The 17,629-nt window shown below is 68.7% G+C and carries 17 protein-coding genes; 5 read left to right on the top strand and 12 right to left on the bottom strand.

Features of this window, described 5'->3' with window-relative positions:
• Positions 1 to 2: 2 nt before the first annotated feature.
• From serA to BJ988_RS20380, 6 genes are all read right to left on the bottom strand, one after another.
• Positions 3 to 1,199: a phosphoglycerate dehydrogenase gene (serA, locus tag BJ988_RS20405; RefSeq protein ID WP_179659746.1), complete on the bottom strand. Its 1,197-nt coding sequence runs from the start codon at positions 1,197 to 1,199 to the stop codon at positions 3 to 5.
• A 74-nt stretch (positions 1,200 to 1,273) separates the two neighbouring features.
• Positions 1,274 to 2,140: a L,D-transpeptidase family protein gene (locus BJ988_RS20400; RefSeq protein ID WP_179659745.1), complete on the bottom strand. Its 867-nt coding sequence runs from the start codon at positions 2,138 to 2,140 to the stop codon at positions 1,274 to 1,276.
• Positions 2,141 to 2,257: 117 nt separating this feature from the next.
• Positions 2,258 to 2,914, bottom strand: coding sequence for an exonuclease domain-containing protein (locus tag BJ988_RS20395; RefSeq protein ID WP_179659744.1), 657 nt, complete (start codon positions 2,912 to 2,914; stop codon positions 2,258 to 2,260).
• 201 nt (positions 2,915 to 3,115) lie between these two features.
• Positions 3,116 to 3,526: a hypothetical protein gene (locus BJ988_RS20390; protein ID WP_179659743.1), complete on the bottom strand. Its 411-nt coding sequence runs from the start codon at positions 3,524 to 3,526 to the stop codon at positions 3,116 to 3,118.
• Positions 3,527 to 3,563: 37 nt separating this feature from the next.
• Positions 3,564 to 3,860 carry a DUF2087 domain-containing protein gene (locus BJ988_RS20385; RefSeq protein ID WP_179659742.1) on the bottom strand — a complete coding sequence of 99 codons (297 nt, stop codon included), beginning with the start codon at positions 3,858 to 3,860 and terminating at the stop codon, positions 3,564 to 3,566.
• Positions 3,861 to 3,877: 17 nt separating this feature from the next.
• Positions 3,878 to 4,879, bottom strand: a complete 1,002-nt coding sequence (locus BJ988_RS20380) for a TIGR01777 family oxidoreductase (protein ID WP_179659741.1) — start codon at positions 4,877 to 4,879, stop codon at positions 3,878 to 3,880.
• Between the two features lie 92 nt (positions 4,880 to 4,971).
• On the opposite strand from BJ988_RS20380, the gene BJ988_RS20375 reads away from it, so the two are divergent.
• Both BJ988_RS20375 and BJ988_RS20370 read left to right on the top strand, forming a co-directional pair.
• A complete protein-coding gene (locus BJ988_RS20375; protein ID WP_179659740.1) occupies positions 4,972 to 5,586 on the top strand; it encodes a hypothetical protein in 615 nt (204 codons plus the stop codon).
• The gene (locus BJ988_RS20370) at positions 5,583 to 6,206 is read left to right on the top strand and encodes a TetR/AcrR family transcriptional regulator (protein ID WP_179659739.1); all 624 of its coding nucleotides are present in this window, start codon (positions 5,583 to 5,585) and stop codon (positions 6,204 to 6,206) included. Before BJ988_RS20375 ends, BJ988_RS20370 begins: the two co-directional genes overlap by 4 nt.
• Here the strand turns inward: BJ988_RS20370 and BJ988_RS20365 are convergent.
• The 4 genes from BJ988_RS20365 to BJ988_RS20350 form a co-directional block, all read right to left on the bottom strand.
• Positions 6,203 to 6,523, bottom strand: coding sequence for a hypothetical protein (locus tag BJ988_RS20365; protein WP_179659738.1), 321 nt, complete (start codon positions 6,521 to 6,523; stop codon positions 6,203 to 6,205). The two genes, BJ988_RS20370 and BJ988_RS20365, sit on opposite strands and share 4 nt — an antisense overlap.
• Positions 6,524 to 6,600: 77 nt before the next feature.
• On the bottom strand, positions 6,601 to 7,842 hold the full coding sequence (locus tag BJ988_RS20360; protein ID WP_179659737.1) for an HNH endonuclease signature motif containing protein: 1,242 nt from the start codon (positions 7,840 to 7,842) through the stop codon (positions 6,601 to 6,603).
• Positions 7,843 to 8,334: 492 nt separating this feature from the next.
• Positions 8,335 to 9,237: an aminoglycoside phosphotransferase family protein gene (locus BJ988_RS20355; RefSeq protein WP_179659736.1), complete on the bottom strand. Its 903-nt coding sequence runs from the start codon at positions 9,235 to 9,237 to the stop codon at positions 8,335 to 8,337.
• 62 nt (positions 9,238 to 9,299) lie between these two features.
• Entirely contained in the window at positions 9,300 to 9,596 is a 297-nt protein-coding gene (locus BJ988_RS20350) for a DUF1905 domain-containing protein (protein WP_179659735.1), read from the bottom strand.
• 71 nt (positions 9,597 to 9,667) lie between these two features.
• Here BJ988_RS20350 and BJ988_RS20345 point away from each other — a divergent pair, with 71 nt between their 5' ends.
• Genes BJ988_RS20345 through BJ988_RS20335 form a run of 3 tightly spaced genes read left to right on the top strand, consistent with a single transcriptional unit; the run spans position 9,668 to position 11,075 of the window.
• Complete coding sequence (locus tag BJ988_RS20345) at positions 9,668 to 10,129, top strand: pyridoxamine 5'-phosphate oxidase family protein (protein WP_179659734.1); 462 nt, start codon at positions 9,668 to 9,670, stop codon at positions 10,127 to 10,129.
• Positions 10,119 to 10,775 carry a hypothetical protein gene (locus BJ988_RS20340; RefSeq protein WP_179659733.1) on the top strand — a complete coding sequence of 219 codons (657 nt, stop codon included), beginning with the start codon at positions 10,119 to 10,121 and terminating at the stop codon, positions 10,773 to 10,775. Before BJ988_RS20345 ends, BJ988_RS20340 begins: the two co-directional genes overlap by 11 nt.
• Before the next feature lie 42 nt (positions 10,776 to 10,817).
• Positions 10,818 to 11,075: a hypothetical protein gene (locus BJ988_RS20335; RefSeq protein WP_179659732.1), complete on the top strand. Its 258-nt coding sequence runs from the start codon at positions 10,818 to 10,820 to the stop codon at positions 11,073 to 11,075.
• Positions 11,076 to 11,127: 52 nt separating this feature from the next.
• Here BJ988_RS20335 and BJ988_RS20330 read toward each other — a convergent pair whose 3' ends face one another.
• Positions 11,128 to 15,783 (bottom strand): family 78 glycoside hydrolase catalytic domain, encoded by a 4,656-nt coding sequence (locus tag BJ988_RS20330; RefSeq protein ID WP_343051704.1) that lies wholly within the window; start codon positions 15,781 to 15,783, stop codon positions 11,128 to 11,130.
• Between the two features lie 163 nt (positions 15,784 to 15,946).
• The gene (locus BJ988_RS20325) at positions 15,947 to 17,596 is read right to left on the bottom strand and encodes a DNA repair helicase XPB (RefSeq protein WP_179659731.1); all 1,650 of its coding nucleotides are present in this window, start codon (positions 17,594 to 17,596) and stop codon (positions 15,947 to 15,949) included.
• Positions 17,597 to 17,629: the final 33 nt, after the last annotated feature.

The raw sequence follows: 17,629 nt of genomic DNA, 5'->3' as shown, positions 1-17,629 counted from the left end.
CGTCAGGCCGGGTAGGCGCGCACCCACCGGGTGTGCGGGTTGCCCGCGATCTTCTCCAGCGTCGTCGGCGGTACGTCGGTCACGTCGGTGACCACGAAGCCGGTCTCGCCGGCGGTGGCGAGGTATTGACCGGTCACGTTGACGCCCTCGGCGGCGAGCAGGTTGTTGAGCTCGGCGAGCACGCCCGGGACGCTGTCGTGCAGCAGCGCGAGGCGAGCGCCCGCGCCCAGCGGCGGCGGCTGGACGGCGGGCAGGTTCACGCTCAGCGCGGTCGAACCGGAGCGGATGAAGTCGCCCAGCTTGCCGGAGACGAACCAGCCGATCTCCTCCTGGGCCTCCTGCGTGGAACCGCCCACGTGCGGGGTCAGGATGACGTTGTCGAGGCCCTGCAGCGGGCTCTCGAAGGCGTCACCCTGGGCCTTGGGCTCGATCGGGAAGACGTCGAGCGCGGCGCCGGCGATGTGGCCGGACTCGATGTGCTTGCGCAGCGCGTCGTTGTCGACGAGGAAACCGCGGGCGGCGTTGATGAACAGCGAGCGCGGCTTCATCTTCGCGAACTGCTCCTCGCCGAACATGCCCAGGTTGCCGGGGCGTCCGTCGATGTGGATGGAGACGACGTCGGCCTCGGCCAGGAGCGCGTCGAGCGACTTCATCCGGCGCGCGTTGCCGTGGGCCAGCCGGTCGGCGATGTCGTAGAAGATGACGTAGAAGCCCAGCGCCTCGGCGACGTTGGAGAGCTGGGTGCCGATGTTGCCGTAGCCGATGATGCCGAGCGTGCGGCCGCGGACCTCGTGGGAGCCCTTCGCGGACTTGTCCCAGACACCGGCGTGCATCTTCTCGGTCTTCTCCGGCAGTCGGCGCGCCAGGGAGATGATGTAGCCGATGACCAGCTCGACGACCGAGCGGGTGTTGGAGTAGGGGGCGTTGAAGACGGCCACGCCGCGCTCGCCGGCAGCGACCAGGTCGACCTGGTTGGTGCCGATGCAGAAGCAGCCGATCGCCTTGAGGTCGGTGGCCGCGTCCAGCACTCGCGGGGTGATGTGGGTGTTGGACCGGATGCCGAGCAGCGTCACGCCCGGAAGGTCGGCCACCAGCTCGTCCTCAGAGAGCGACTTGCTGCGCAGCTCGACCTCGAAGCCGGCCCTCTCGAGGTTCTCGACAGCGACGGGATGGATGTTCTCCAGGAGCAGCGCCTTCATGGGTCAAGCCTAAGACGCGGGACGTACGCCCCCTCAATCCTGCCCGAGGGCCGGACGTCAGGACACGGCGGTTCTCAGGACCAGTAGATGACGACTCCGTCGCCGATGCCGACCTGGTCGTAGAGCGAGGTGATGGCGCCGTGGTCGCGCACGTTCACGCAGCCGTGGGAGGCGCCGTTGTAGCCGTTGGCGGCGAAGTCGGGGGAGTAGTGGACCGCCTGGCCGCCGGAGAAGAACATCGCGAACGGCATCGGGGTCTTGTAGATGGAGGAGACGTGGTCACGGCTCTTGGCGAAGACCGAGAACCGGCCCTCGCGCGTCGGCAGCTCCTGGGAGCCGAACCGCACCTCGACGCTCAGCTGCACGGTGCCGCCGACGACCCAGCGCAGCATCGAAGTGGACTTGTCGATGCACATCACCCGGCCGGTCAGGCAGCGCGGATCGAGCTTGCCGGTGGGCACCGGTGGCGGGGCGTCGATCAGCTCGGCCTCGGTCGGTTCGCGGGTCATCGCGTGGAGCCGGTCGAGCGTGGTCTGGTCCACGAAGCCGGTGACCGCGATGCCGCGCTTGCACTGGAAGCCGGAGACGGCCTCGGCGGTGACGGTGCCGTAGTAGCCGGTCACGCCCGCGTTGAACCATCCGATCTGCTTCAGGCGCGCCTGCAGCTCACGTACGTCGTCGCCGCTGTCGGTCTGGCCGAGCAGGCGCGGGCCCGAGGTCGGGGACGGTTTCGGCTCGGGCTTCGGCTTCGCGCTGGGAGTCGGTGTCGGGGTGGCGCTCGGCGAGGTCGAGGGGCTGGCCGAGGAGCTGTTCGAGGACACCGCGGCCGGTGAGGCCGTCGTCTCAGGGGCGGCGGCAGGCTCCGCGGCGCACGCCGTGAACGCGGTTGCCAGCAGGACGGCGAGTGCCCCTGCGATCATTCCCCGCTTGACCATGTTCATCGCCTCGCTCCAGATCTTGGCCCTTCGAGATAGAACGGGCCGACGACCTATTGATGTGCGAACAGGGGTCTTCGGTTGCATTCTCTGCCGGAAACGTTCCGGATGTCGGGAGGTCTCTCAGTAGCGGGGGCGGCGGAGACGGCTGAACCAGCGGCGTACGGTCCGCTTCAGCCGGTGTCGCGCACCGTTGCACTCCACCAGGGGCAGCGTGAGGCCGACCCGGTCGGCATCGGCCAGCTCGCGCAGCAGGATCTCCGCGGCCACCCGGGTGTCGTCGCCCGCGTCATGCGCCCGCAGCTGCTCGACCGCGTAGTAGGCGGCGATCGTGGCCAACGACTTGTCGGGCACCTCCAGCGCGAGCGCCTTCGCGAACCTCATCGTGCACAGCCACTCCAGGACCTCGAGCCGTACGCCCGCACGGTCGGACTCCACGGCGACGAACGCCCAGTCGAACGCAGCGTTGTGGGCGACGAAGACGCGGCCGGCAAGACGCTCGGCGATCGTGGCGGCGACGTCTCGGAAGGGCGGGGCGTCGGCGAGATCGGCGCTGGTCAGGCCGTGCACCTCGACCGGCCCCGGGTCGACGCCGGCACCGGGATTGACCAGGCTCTCCCATTCCGACTCGGCGGTGCCGTCGGCGGAGATCTGGCGGATCGCCACCTGGATCACACGGTCGCGGTAGGGGTCGAGCCCGGTGGTCTCGACGTCGAGGACCGCATAGCCCCGTGGGTTGCCCCGGGCTTGGCTTCGACCGCGTGGTTCGGTGGTTGTCACAGTGCTGACGCTATCGGGGACCACCGACACTCGAGCCTTGGCCGGCGCTTGCGCCGGCCAAACGCGAGAGGGTCGAGCGAGCGCAGCGGGTGAGCCTGCGAACCCGCGAAGCGGGTCGAGACCTACCGGGCGTGACCGTTCGGCCACCATCGGTGAGAACGCAACTCACTGCGAACCGCGTACCCCCACGACCCCGTCCGATCAGATCGTCAGCGCCACGATCCCCACGATGACGAGCAGCACCACGACCAGCACAGCGACCAGCGCGAGCACGCCGGGCTTCTTCTGCTTGACGTGCCCGATCGCGCCCTTCTGGAACGTTGTGGCCGGCGCGGCGTAGAAGACCGGAACGGTGTGGCCCTCGGCGACGTCGAAGCCGAGCGACGCCTTGCCGAACTTCCAGGTCCACTGGGTGTACATGTCGACCTGCCAGTGCCCCGGTGGCACCGGGAAGACGTTGCGGCCGTACTGCGTCGGCATCTGGTGGCCGTTGAGCATCACCGTCGGCACGATCATGTTCGAGGTCATGTGGCTGCCCTGGATGGTCAGGTCGATCCACCCTACGGGCGGCTGTCCGGGCACCTGCTGGCCCGACTGGTCCGGCGTCGTCATGGGGGGATCATGCCCGATCCCCCAGAGCGGTGGTGGGTCAGATGTCGACGCTGCCGCCGTCGCGCCAGTAGAAGCCGCCCTCGCGCATCATGAACCCCTCCTCGTAGAGGTAGCGACGCAGCGCGGCGACGTCGTCGTGGAAGCCTCGCAGGATCTCGTTGACCTCACTCTCGGAGTAGACCTTCCCCAGCTCGAAGGACTGCGCGAGCTGGTTGAGCACCACCAGCTTCTTGACGTGCTTCGAGGGGATCGTCAGCAGCCGCCCGTCCTGGCCGAAGAACCGTCTCAGGGTCTCGGCGTCGTCGGGGCGGGGCTGCCAGGTCGCGCGGGTCACCTCTTCATCGTGGCCGATCAGGTCGGGCGATGCGACTGGTTTCTCCGCCGTCGGTCTCCCTGCCGTGCCCGCAGCCGTGCGCGGCCGACGAGGTCGTGGGCGGCGGAGGCCCAGTCGGCGTACTCGAACTCGAAGCCCGCCTCCAGCAGACGTCTCGGGACGACCCGGCGGCTCTTGAGGAGCAGCTCGGTATCCGTACGCAGCGCCCACGCTCCGATCTCCGCCATCCAGCGGGTCGCGGGCAGCCCGACCGGCATCCCGGCCTCCTTCCGCAGCGTGCGCATCAGGTCGCGCTGGGGTGATGGTGCCGGGGCTGCCAGGTTGACCGGTCCGGCGATGTCGTCGCGTTCGACGAGCAGATCGCAGGCGCGTACGAAGTCGGCCTCGTGGATCCACGAGACGAACTGGTCGCCGCCGGCGACAGGTCCACCGAGACCGAGACGGGCCATGGTGAGCAGCACGTCGAGGACGCCACCCTTGTCAGGGCTCATCACCATCGCCGAGCGGAGCGCCACCTTGCGGGTGTGCGGCGTCGTCGCCGCGGCCTGCTCGGCCTCCCAGCGCTTGGCGATCCGTGTCGAGAACTCCCAGTAGGCGGGGGTGTCGGTCTCGTCGCCGCCGATGATGCCGGTCGCCTCGTCGTTGGGGGCGTCGAAGCGGTGGGCGTAGATCGTCGCGGTGCTCATCTGCAGCCACGTGCGCGGGGGAGCCGACGCCTGCGCGATCGCCTCCCCGACGACCCGGGTCGACTCGACGCGCGAGTCCATCATCTGCTTCAGGTTGGCGTCGGTGTAGCGGCAGCTGACCGTTCTGCCCGCGAGGTTCACCACGACGTCCGCACCATCGATCTCGTCCGCCCAGGGACCGATCGTCCGGCCGTCCCAGACCTGATGGCGTACGCCTTCCTCGAGCTGTTCGGGGTGGCGCGAGAGCACCACGACCTCATGTCCTCGAGTGCTCCAGGCGCGCCGCAGGATGCCTCCGACCTGGCCGGTTCCGCCGGGGATGACGATCTTCATGAGATCGACCATAGGGCTATTTGAGCGATCGCTCAATACCTGCGCTAGGCTCAATTTGAGCAATTGCTCAATTCGGTTTCCGGGAGGCGTACGTGGCTGGTCGGGTGTGGATCTGTTTCTGGGCGTTCCTGCGGGCATGGCTGTTCGGTGTGGTGCTGGGGTTGGTGACGGGCGGTGTCTTCGGGACGCTTCTCGTTCCTGTCGTCGGCACGGTCTTCGGCGGAGTGCTCGGAGTCGGCATGGGCGCGATCATGGGACTGCCCTTTGCGGTGCTGGTGGCGCCTGTGTCGCTGGTTCCGACGTCGGTGGTCGCTGACCGGATCTGGCCCGCGGTCGTTGCGGCGGTGCTGGCGTTTCTGCTGCTCAGCAAGGTCATGTTCTCGGGGGCGAGCCTGGATCCGTCAGGGGACCTCGCCATCTTCGCCGGCCTGACTGCCATTGCCGGTCTGCTCACGGGGCTCTTCGGCCGTGCGGTCACTCGTGGCGTGCGGATCCGGGCGCTGCGTACTCCTGAGACCTTCGTCTACTTTGCGGTGGCGGGAACGCTTGTGTCGGCAGCTCGATTCGTGATGGTGGAAGAATGGAACCAAGCCGGGCCGTGGATCGCCCTGCTCTGCGCGTTCGTAGGCTTCGTCGGTGGCGGCATACTCGGTCTCGTCCTGATCGGCTACAACCTGCTCGTCACCAAGGAGCCCGCCGCAGAATGAACCCCACCAAGGCCAAGCTGATGTCGGCGGTGACCGACCTGCTCAAGGAGGACGGCATCGCGGGGCTCTCGGCGCGGGCGATAGCGACCCGCGCGGACGTCAACCAGGCGCTGGTCTTCTACCACTTCGGCACCGTCACGGACCTCGTCGACCAGGCGTGCCGGGCGACGTCGGACGAGGCGGCGGCGTCCTACCGGGACGAGTTCGCGGAGGTGGCCTCGCTGAGCGAGCTGCTGGAGCTCGGCCGGGGTCTCCATGAGCGGGAGCGGGCCGCGGGCAACATCACGGTGATGGCCCAGCTCCTGGCCGGCGCGCAGCGGGACGAGACGCTGGCGGAGACGGCGCGCTACGCGTTGGGTCAGTGGAACGGCGAGATCGAGGCCGCGGTCGCACGTGCGTTGAAGGGAAGCCCGGTCGAGGACGTCGTGGACGCCCCCGGCCTCTCGCGCGCGATCAGCGCAGCATTCATCGGCCTGCTCATGTACGACGGCGTCGACCGCCCCGGCGCCGACTCGGCCTTCTCCTCACTGGAGCAGCTCGGCGCGCTCGTCGAGGTCATCGAGAACCTCGGCCCGGCCTCCCGGCTCGTCCTCCGCTCCCGGCTCAAGGGCCGCGGCTAGCGCGACTCGAGCAGGCCGGGATCCGTGAACGAGACCGGCTTGCCGGTGGCGCGGGCATAGGCGATCTCCCTGCTCGTGGAATCCCCGATGTAACCACCCGGGTTGGCCACCAGAACCCGGTCGGCCAGGTCGATCTTGCGCAGATGGAGAGCGTCCAGCAAGGACTTCTGCTCGTCGGTGATCTCTTCGCTTGCTTCGCCGGCTTCGCCGGGCGCGAGGACGATGACGCCGGCGAAGGTCAGATCACGGTTCGCCGCACGCATCTCCTCCACGAACCGCATGGCGCAGATGCAGACGATCTCAGGTCGTTCGGGCACGTTCAGTCCTTCGGTCGAACGGAAGCTGTCAGTGTGCATGCTGGCATCGCGGCCATCGGGCTGAGATCCGGCAGCCTCTACGTTCGTCTGGTGAAGCGGATGTCGCCGTTGGGTAGGCGTTCATGGAGGTAGGCGGGGTCGTGTGCGCGGTGGTGGTGATGGCTGCAGAGCAAGGCTGCGTTCTCAAGATCAGTTGCCCCGCCTTGTGCCCAGGCGAGCCAGTGGTGGGCTTCGGCCCAGGTGCCGGGGATGTCGCAGCCTTCGGCTTCACAGGTCGCTGACCTGAGCAGGAGAGCTCGGCGTTGCGCGGCGGTGAAGAAGCGTTCCTTGCGGCCGAGGTCGAGAACCTCGGAGGCACCGCCGAGCACGGCGGGGACGATGTTCGCGGTGCAGGCCAGGCGCCTGGCTTCGGCCGCGGTGATCGGGCTGCCGCCCACGATCTGGCCGATGCCGGCGTCTTTGCGGAGCTGGTCGAGTTCGATGGTCACGATCACCGTGGTCGCGTCCCCGCCGTGGATCGGGAGCCGAGTCGGGTCGAGGGTCTCGAGCATCTGGCAGAACGCTCGTCCGAGCCTGCGGTCATAGGGCAGGTAGTCGCCGGTCTCGGTGCGGGTGCCGTCATCACGGCGCGGTGAGGTGAAGGCTTCGAGGTTGGTGGCGAGCCGGTCCGCGGCCGCATCTGGGATGACGGCGGAGATGCGGGTGGTGCCGTCCCCGATCCGGCGCATGGCCAGGCGGGTCTTCTTGCGGGCGTGAGCCTCCTCGGCCGCGAGCCGCTTGGCTTCTTCGGCCTCGGCGATCTCGGGGGCGATGAGATCCAGGATCCGGCGCCCCAGGCGGCGCAGCCGGGCGGGGTCGAGCTGGGTCGCGTAGCCGACCAGAGCCTGTTCGGCTTTGGACTTGATCTCGGGGTCGAGGTCGCCCGGCAGTTCGTCGAGAGCCGCCACGATCACCTCGGCTTGGGCGAGGTTGCAATCCCCGGCGCGCATCGCCGCAGCGACCCGGCCATAGGTCCGATCCAGCGCGGCCGCGAGCCGCAGGTCGGCACGCAGGGCATCTGGGCGTTGGTGGGTGTGGTGATGCAGCCACGCGGCCACATCACGAGCAGCGCTGTCCGCCGCCACATCATCAGCAGTCGCCATCACGCGTAGCTCGAGCTCAGCCAGCTGCGCCTTCGCCCGGGCGATCTCGACGAGTGTGGCAGCCTTCTGGTCGGTGGCCATGAACGTGGGGTTCGCGTCCGCGACCTCATCGAGGGAGTCGGTGATCGCGACCACAGCCTTGAGCACAGGATGCTGTGGCTGTTGCAGCGTGGTCATGGCGATCACCTCCCGACGTACGAACTCAAAGGGCTTCCTGCTGATGCAGAATCCCTACTTGGTTCGCTGGTCCCGGAGGCCCGCCAATCACGGGCTATTACTTACCCTCGCAGCTCAGCGCTCACGCCCCTGGATCCCCTGGAATACCCCACGCCCGTTGTCTGCCGGGCGGAGAGGCACGCCTCTGTCGAGGTGGTCGGCCTTCACGTTCACGCCTACCCCCACCATAACATATTATGTGATTGGAAGCACGCGGAACCTGGAAGAAAAAAGGTCGAGAACCCAGTCAGGGACAGGTATCCCAAACCCAACCCAGACCGCTGCTGGAAGCCCGCAAGACAGGTAAATGGCACCCGCCCAGACACCCTGCTTCTAAATCTCCCAACCCAGACAACGTATTGGCCCCACCCGTGCTGGAACCAGACACGAGACCAAACGGACACACATCCAGCCGACCCACACGGAGGCGGCCAGCGAGATCCGGACCGATCCTCAGCCACCCACCACAGCCCGAGCCATCACAAGCCGATCGGCGCAACGTACAGGCATCGTCTTCCAGTAATACGGGAACGTCATCACGGCGATGAACAGCGCCCACGCACGCGCACGGAGCCAGGTGTCATCGTCGAGACCAAGGATCGTCCGGAACTCCTCGCGTCCGTCACCGTCGAGCAGCTCCCAGGCGCAGATCAGGTCGACGGTCGGGTCGCCGACGGAGAGGGCACCGAAGTCGAGTACGGCGACGAGGCTGCCGTCGCGAGAGAGGAGGTTCTCCGCAAGCAGATCACCGTGGAGCCAGCGCGGCTCGGGCAAGACCAACGGCAGCGCCATCGCCTCTTTCCAGATGCTCGCGACCGCGTCCAGGTCCAGATCGAGATCGGTGAGCTCGCGGCACTGCTGGAGCCAAGACCGGAAGTCGTTGTCGAAGGCGGCGATCGGCTTGCCGCGGTACCACCGCAGCTCGGGGTCGGCGAGAGCCTCCGGCGGGACCTCGGTCCGGCGCAGCCCGGTCACGACCTCGGCGAGATCCGCGGCGGTCACGTCCCCGCCGCCGGGGCGCGGCTTCTCGCCGTCGATCCAGCGCACGACACTCCAGCGCTCGGGGTAACCGAAGCCGGGTTCACCGACCGTCAGCACCTCGGGCGTCGACACCGGGAGCTCGGCCGCGAGGCCGGGAAGCCAGCGTGCTTCCTGCGTGATCGCGGCTGACCCGTTCGGCTGGCGGGGGAGGCGTACGAGCCGATCCTCACCCAGGCGGAAGAGCCGGTTGGTCGATCCGGTCGAGGTCAACGGGCGGAGGGGAAGGTCGGCGTACGCCGCCAGGTCCCGTCCCAGCAGGGAGCGCACCAGGTCCTCGTCGATCGTCAGCTCGTCGTCGTGCATGGGTTCGCTCATCGGACCGAGCCAACCACGCCGGTGGCCGACCGCGCGCGGGGTTTTCGCCGGCCGGGCGGGAGTCAGACGAGGGAGATCGAGACGACAGCGCGGTCGCCCACCTGGAGATCCTCCCGGCGGCGTACGTCCTTCTTGATCGGCAGTGCGTAGCCGTCCTGGCCAGGGAAGACCGAGGTCCTCCAGAGGGTCGTCCCGATCCGCGCCTCGACCTTCACCGATCCGAAGCCACGGGGCGGGCCGATCGCGATCGACGCCTCCCGGATGTCCTCGGTGACCTCGGGCGGAGCGGTCACGAACATCCAGGCGTCGGTATCGCCCTTCCACGGCCACAGCTCTGCCTCGAACTCCCAGGTCTCCACGCACTCATCCTGGCAGGAGACCGTCTGGAAATGATGGTTCGTCCCGCAGGGGCGGCGGCTAGGGTGCGGACATGGCTGACCCTCGCTCCCTGGCTCAGAGACTCGCTGACACCCGCGCCCGTCTGGAGAACGATGTCGACCTGTGGATCGCGTCGGCACACGAGGACCAGCCGTGGCTGGTGCCGATCTCGTTCGTGTGGTGGGAGGGCGAGATCTGGATCGCGAGCATGGGCGGGGCGCGTACGCAGGGCAACCTGACGGCCTCCCCGGTCGTGCGCCTGGCGCTCGGTGAGCTGCGGGACGTGGTGATCATCGACGGTCGTGCCGAGGTCGGGCCGATGGACCGTACGCCGAAGAAGGTGCTCGAGATCTATGCCGAGAAGCAGGGCGGGGATCCGAGCACGTGGGCGGACAGCCTGATCCGGGTCCGGCCGGCGAAGGTCCAGGCGTGGCGCGAGTCGAACGAGCTCGACGGCCGCCACCTGATGCGCAACGGCCGCTGGCTGGACGAGGACGAGCCGGATGGGTCCTGAGGTTCCGCTGACCGAGGACACGTTCCGTGCGCTCGCTCGCTCGTCGCCGTGGCGCTTCTCGAGCCTGCACTTCACATGGCGCACGCAGTCGTACGGTGACGTCGAATGCTGGCTGCGTAGGCCCGGCCGCCTCCGGGTGCGTGACGGCTCGGGGGACCGTGTCATCGACGACGCAGCGACGACGGATCCGGCGCCGGCGCCGGTCCTGCGCGCCGATGGTCTCGTCGCGAGCCGGCCGAGGGCCTACACCCACGACATCGACGACCCGATGTGGAACACCTACTGGTTCGTGTCGATGCTCGATCCCGAGGAGCTGTCGGCAGACGTGACGCTGAGTGAGCTGCGCTCAGGACTGCGAGCGGGCCGGGAGACCTGGTGGGCGAGGGCCGTGCCAGAGGCTGGGTACGAGCCGCGGTGCGGGTGTTGCCCGCTGCTGTGGTCCCGGGTCACCGACTGGGCTGAGTACGGCGATGACGAGCCGGGTTGGGAGCCGCCTGCGGGGACGGTCTACCCCGAGGCGTACGAGGTGGCGTTGGACGTGCTGACGGGTGTCGTGGTGCAGCTGTCTCCGGTCGGCGGCTCCCGGCCCGATCTCGCGTTCGAGACGGAGATCCACGAGGCAGAACTGTCGGTGGTCTCTGCTTAGGTGGAGCTGAGGACGACATCCGATCCAGACGGAGGAGATGTCATGACCATCAGTGCGACCATCGACGAGGAGATCGACCGGCTCGAGGAGGAGTTCACCGAGCGGCCGGCTTGCGAGTGCAGCTGCGGCAGCCCGGACAGCGACGTGGAGCCTTGCGGGGAGGTGGCGGCCTACGCCGTCACCGTGCTCTGTCCTGACGATCGCTGCACCCACACCTACCTGCTGTGCCAGGAGTGCCGGGACCAGTGGGTGCAGAACTGTCCACCACCCCACCGGCTCCGAGTCGCAGCGCTGGGCTGAGATCTCGGAGCCGGAGGGATGCTCGGTCAGGCCGTGCCTGGACGGCCGGGCCTCATCGTGTCGGCACCACCCACACGTCGGCGACCGACGGGTCGTAGTCGCCGCCGGTGTCCTGGAACCGGATCCGCGCGGAGCCGTCGGCGGTCAGGTCCGAGGGCTCCACCAGGAACTGGTGGGTCATCGTGCCCTGTCCTCCGACGGAGCGGCTCAGGTCGACGCTGTGCGCGACCTGACCGTCCAGCGTGACGTCGTAGGTCTTGCGCCTCGCGCCGTCGAACGTCTCGACGATGCGGACCACGAACGGTCGGTCCGTCGGCACCTCGGCGTCGAACTCGAACCATCCCCCGGGGTAGGAGGAGTGCGTGTACCGGCGGGTCAGCCCGGCCTCCTGGCTCGACCCTGACCGTTCGGAGGCCGTCAGCCCGTGAGCGGTCTCCGAGCTCGCGTTGCCCAGGTCGACGTGGTCGGTCGATTCGCCCGGCGGCGTCGCGAGCCCGACGGTCACGGTGGCCGTCGCTTGCTCCATGGGCGTAGCTCCGGTCGCGACGGTCAGCGCCGCGGGGCCGGCCACGACGTTCTGCGGCACGACGACCTCGACGTCGATCTCGGCGTCCTGTCCTGCCGAGATCTCGTAGCCGACCGGCTCGGTCGTCCAGCCGGTCGGGACGGTCAGCGACACCTCGCCACGCTGGGTGACGCCGCTGCGGTTGTGCAGCACGGCGGTGACGGTTGCAGTCTGGCCGCCGTCGACCGCCGCCGGGGCGCTCGAGGTCGCGGTGATCTCCACCGCGGACCCGACCATCAGGGTGCCTCCGACAGGAAGCACGGCGGTCCCGCCCGAGCGGGTGTAGGACACCTCGCCGGTCAGGTCCACGGGTCCGACCGCGGTGTCATCGGGCACCTTGACCTCGAAGACGTGCGCGACCTGCTCTTCGGCGGGCACCTCGTCGGCGGGTGTGCCGACCGGCTTCGCCGTCCAGCCTTCCGGTAGGTCGAGCGAGGAGACCACGTCGCTCAGCGGCTGCTTGCCGGTGTTGTCGACGCGCACCGACATCTCGACGACGTCGCCGGGGAGAACCTCCTCGGCCGGGAGCTGCAAGGTGGTGACCGCGCCGACCAACCGTGCCGACGCGCGCGAGAGGCTCTTCTCGACCGCCGTCAGCCGATCGCGCAGCTCGGCCGCGGTGGCCTCGGTGAGCAAACCGTTGTCCGTATACATCCGGATCGAGGTGTCCAGGCTCGCGGCCGCTGCGAGCCCGAGATGGACCGCCTCGGCGACGTCCTGCGCACCGGCGTCACCGGCCTCGAGTTCCCAGGCCGCGTCGATCTGGTCGCGCAGCGTCTCGGTCCGATTAGCGAGGTCGCGCTTGGCCGCTTTGCCGCCGGCGCCCTTCAGGGGCAGCGCGGAGACGTCCTCAGCTGTCGCGGAGGCCTCGGCCCGGGCGGCACCGAGATCACCGAGCGTCGGCGCGACCGCGAAGCTGTAGCTGCCGGAGCCGACCTCCAAGACGACCACGTCCTCGTCGTAGCGGACGAACTCGACGTGCTTCGAGTTCTCGATCGGCGAGCCGCCCTCGGTCACCGCCCACCGGTTGGCGGCCGGGATTCGCACCTCGGCGGTCGTGTTCGCGGGAACGGTGACGTCCAGGGTCATCGGCCCGTCGTCGGTGGCCCAGGCGCTCTTCACCGTGCCGTACGGGGTCTCGAGGCTGTAGTCGACGTGGTCGACGCCCTCGCCCGGCTCGGGCGCGATCCTCACCTTGCGGTAGCCCGGAGCGGCCTCCGAGACCCCGGCCATGGTGCGGTACATCCATTCACCGACCGCGCCGTAGGCGTAGTGGTTGAAGGAGTTCATGCCGACGTCGTTGAAGCTGCCGTCCGGGTTGATCGAGTTCCAGCGCTCCCAGATCGTGGTCGCGCCCTTGCCGATCTCATACCCCCACGACGGGTAGTCCTGGTGCTGCAGCAGCTTGTAGGCGATGTCGGTTCGACCGGCCTTGGTCAGCGCCGGCAGCAGTCCGTCGACACCGAGGAAGCCGGTGGAGAGGTGGTAGTCACGCCGTTCGAGCGTCTGCACGAACTGCTCATAGACCGCGTCGCGGCGGTCCTCGGGCTCGAGGTCGTTGGTCAGGGTGAGGATGTACGCCGTCTGGCTGTCGCCCTTGACCGAGCCGTCCGCGCCGATGAAGGCCTTCTGATAGGCCGCCCGGATCGCTTCGTAGCGAGCCTGGTAGGCCGCGGCGTCGCCGTCCCGGCCGACGGCCTTCGCCATCTGCGCGAACTCACGCGTGCTCTTCGCGACGAACGCCGTGTCCAAGACGTCCGCGGGCGTCGGGTCATCGAGGTTGAGCCAGTCGAGGTAGCCGCCGGCGGACCGGATGTGGCCGGTGGAGTCGGCGTCGAGGAAGTCGACGTACCGCTTCATCATGTCGTAGTTCTCCGTGATGACTCCGGTGTCGCCGTACGCCTGCCACAGGGTCCAGGGCACGTGCACGCCGGCGTCCATCCATCCCGCCGACTCGTAGCCGCCGTCGAAGCGACCCGGGACGACCGGGGCGACGCCGGGCAGCGAGCCGTTCGGGCGCTGGGTGTCGCGGAGGTCCTGCAGCCACTTGGTCAGGAACGACTCGGAGTCCATGTTGTAGACCGCCGTCCGGGCGAACACGTTGATGTCGCCGGTCCAGCCCATCCGCTCGTCGCGCGCCGGGGTGTCGGTCGGGATGGAGAGGAAGTTGCCGCGCATGCCCCAGACGATGTTGCTCTGCAGCTGGTCGACCATGTCGGAGCTGGTGTCCAAGGTGCTGGTGAGGTCACCGTCGGTGCCGACCACGACGCCCACGATGTCGTCGGCGTCGGGCGCCTCCTCCACGCCCGAGACCTCGATGTAGCGGAAGCCGTGGAAGGTGAAGGACGGTTCGAACGTCTCCGGGTCGTCGGAGCCGAAGGTGTAGGTGTCGGTCGCCTTCGCGGAGCGCAGGTTGGCGGTGTAGAGAGTGCCGTCCGGGTTGAGCACCTCGCCGTGACGGATCTTGACCGTCTGGCCCTTCTTGCCCTGCATCTTGATCCGGACGTGCCCGACCATGTTCTGGCCGAGGTCGTAGAGGTGGACACCGTCGGTCGGTGACTCGATCCGCTCGGCGGTCTCGAGCTCTTCGGTGACGCGTACGTCGACGGTCGTCTGCGGCTCGAGCACGTCGGTCGGCTCGTCCCGCACCGCGGTCGCGGCCCAGTCCTCGTCGTCGTATCCGGCCTCGTCCCAGCCGTCGACCGTGGCGGCGCGGCGGGCGTCGTACCACTCGCCGTCGAGCATGTCGGACTCGCGGGTCGGCCCGCCGGTCGTACGCCAGGTGTCGTCGGTGCGGATGACCTCGCTGGTGCCGTCGTCGTAGTCGACGACGAGCTCGGCGATCAGGGAGTTGTCGGTGCCGTAGACATCGGTGCCGAACATCGCGACCTTGCCGGTGTACCAGCCCGGGGCGATCTCGGCCCCGAGCACGTTCTCGCCCGAGGTGACCTGGTCGGTCACGTCGTAGGTCTGGTAGTCGATGCGCTTGTCGTACGCCGTCCAGCCGGGCGCGAGCTCGGCGTCGCCGACCCGCTCGCCGTTGAGGCGCAGCTCGTAGACACCGCGTGCGGAGGCGTAGATGCGGGCGCGGGTGATCTTCTTGTCGCCCAGGTCGGCCTCCTTGCGCAGCAGAGGCAGCGCGTCGTCGCGCCTCAGCCAGGCCTCGCCGCCGGAGCCGTCGACGCGGAGACCGTCGGCGGTGACGGTGCCTGCGCTGAAGGTGTGGTCGTCGGCCGGGAAGTCGGTGTCCACGAGGACCGTCCCGTCAGCACTCGTGACGGTCACGTCCTGGACCACGCCGGACTCCGCGCCGTGTGCGCGGAAACCCAGGACGCCGGGCTTCGAGAAGCTGGCGTCGGTGCGCCTATCGAGCTGCTGGCCGTCGATGGTGGTGGTAATCGTGTCGCCCGCGACGTTGATCGCGTAGTCGTGCTCGGCGGCGAAGTCGAAGCCGCCGGGGACGGGCTTCGAGGAGAGCACCGAGTATCCGCCGTTGCGCTTCACGTGCGGTCGGAGCGCATCGTCGGTCTCGCTGAGCTGCCACATGTAGGCGTTCTCCGTGTCCTGGCCACGGAAGTAGACGCCGAGGGCACCCTTGATGTCGGAGGCGGTGAACTCGATCGTGTAGTCGGTCCACTCCGCACCCAGCTCGGGTGTCTCCGGGCCGATCCAGTCGGCGGTCCAGGCCTGGTCGCCGAGTCCGGTGGCGAAGGTCGCCGGCTCGCTCCAGGCGGACGGAGCACCCTTGTCGTCCCATACTCGCACGGCCCAGGCATAGTCCGTACGAGGCTTCAGGGCCGGCCCGGCGTACGTGACGTCGACCGACTGGCTGGACTTCACCTTCGTGCTCTCCCACACGTCGGGCGAGGTGAGCTTCTCCTTCGTGGAGGCGACCCGGATCTGGTAGGCCTTCTGCGTCACGCCGCGACGGTCGGCGTCGAGCTGCCACCCGAGCTTCGGGGCGGTCGTCGGGATGCCGAGCGGATCGACCAGCGCGTTGGTGCGCAGCTCATCGACCACGGGGCGTGAGCCAGCGGCCTCCTGCGCGAGCGGCTGCGCCGCGCCGGCCATCGGCGGTGACACGGTAGGGACGAGGATGACCGCGAGACAGGTCGTTAACGACCCGGCGATGCGTCTGCGCACAGCGACTCCTGGGGGCGAGTAATTGAAACGGTTCAAGCAGTATGGCGTGCGTCACATCACTCTGCAATGAGTTTGGCTGCTTCCGGCCATGTGGGCCGGCCCAGACAGACAGAAACGATTCAACGGGCGTCGGCTGTGGCCCGGCGGACGGACCAGGCCGTGCTCAGGAGGTGAGGTCGCCGAGAGAGCCGGCGTCGACGATCCGGTACGCGTAGCCCTGCTCGGCCAGGAAGCGTTGGCGGTTCTGGGCGAAGTCGGCGTCGATGGTGTCGCGGGAGACGATCGTGTAGAAGTGGGCGGTCTTGTTGCCGTCGCCGGGACGCAGCAGCCTGCCGAGCCGCTGAGCCTCCTCCTGGCGGGAGCCGTAGGCCCCGGAGACCTGGATCGCGACCTCGGCCGAGGGCAGGTCGATGGAGAAGTTGGCGACCTTCGAGACGACCAGCAGGTCGATCTCGCCGGAGCGGAAGGCCTCGAAGAGCCGCTGCCGCTCCTTGATCGAGGTCTTGCCCTCGATCACCGGGGCGTCGAGCGAGGCGGCGATCTCGCCGAGCTGCTCGAGATATTGCCCGATCACGAGCGTCGGCTTGCCCGCGTGGGAGGCGACGATCTCCTTGACCACGTCGATCTTGTGGTGCGTGCACGAGGCGATCCGGTAGCGCTCGTCGGGCTCGGCCGTCGCGTAGACGAGCCGTTCGTCCGCGGGCAGGGTCACCCGCACCTCGACGCAGTCCGCCGGCGCGATCCAGCCCTGCGCCTCGATGTCCTTCCACGGGGCGTCGTAGCGCTTGGGGCCGATCAACGAGAAGACGTCACCCTCGCGGCCGTCCTCGCGCACCAGCGTGGCGGTCAGGCCGAGTCGGCGGCGCGCCTGCAGGTCGGCGGTCATCCGGAAGATCGGGGCGGGAAGGAGGTGGACCTCGTCGTAGACGACCAGCCCCCAGTCTCGGGCGTCTAGCAGCTCCAGGTGCGGGTAGACGCCCTTCCGCCGCGTGGTCAGCACCTGGTAGGTGGCGATCGTGACCGGCCGGATCTCCTTGACCGATCCCGAGTATTCGCCGATCTCGTCCGGGGTCAGCGAGGTGCGGCGTACGAGCTCGTCCTTCCACTGCCGTGCGGAGACGGTGTTGGTGACGAGGATCAGCGTCGTCGCCTGAGCATGTGCCATGGCGGCGGCGCCGACGAGCGTCTTGCCGGCGCCGCAGGGGAGCACGACGACCCCGGAGCCTCCGTGCCAGAACGACTCGGCCGCCTCCGACTGGTAGGGGCGGAGCGTCCAGTCGGCGGTGTCCAGCGCGATGGCGTGAGCCTCGCCGTCGACATAGCCCGCGTAGTCCTCGGCCGGCCAGCCGAGCTTGAGCAGCGCCTGCTTGAGGTTGCCGCGCTCGGAGGGATGGACGACGACGGTGTCCTCGTCGACCCGGGCCCCGAGCATCCCGGAGATCTTCTTCGCCCGGAGGACCTCCTCGAGCACCGCCCGGTCGGAGGAGACCAGCACCAGCCCGTTGACCGGGTTCTTCTCCAGTCGTAGCCGGCCGTAGCGGGCCATCGTCTCGGCGACGTCGACCAGAAGAGAGTGTGGGACGGGGTAGCGGGAGAACTCCAGCAGCGTGTCCACGACCTGCTCGGCGTCGTGGCCGGCGGCGCGCGCGTTCCACAGTCCCAGCGGGGTGAGGCGGTAGGTGTGGATGTGCTCCGGGGATCGCTCCAGCTCGGCGAACGGCGCGATCGCCTTACGGCACTCACCTGCGCGGGCATGGTCGACCTCGAGCAGCAGGGTCTTGTCCGACTGGACGATCAGGGGGCCGTCGTTCACCGCACCAGCCTACGGGCCTGCCCGCGGGCGGCG

The sequence above is a fragment of the Nocardioides panzhihuensis genome (genome assembly GCF_013408335.1).
In the GTDB taxonomy this organism is placed as follows: domain Bacteria; phylum Actinomycetota; class Actinomycetes; order Propionibacteriales; family Nocardioidaceae; genus Nocardioides; species Nocardioides panzhihuensis.
This window is presented reverse-complemented; position numbering and strand designations above follow the sequence as displayed.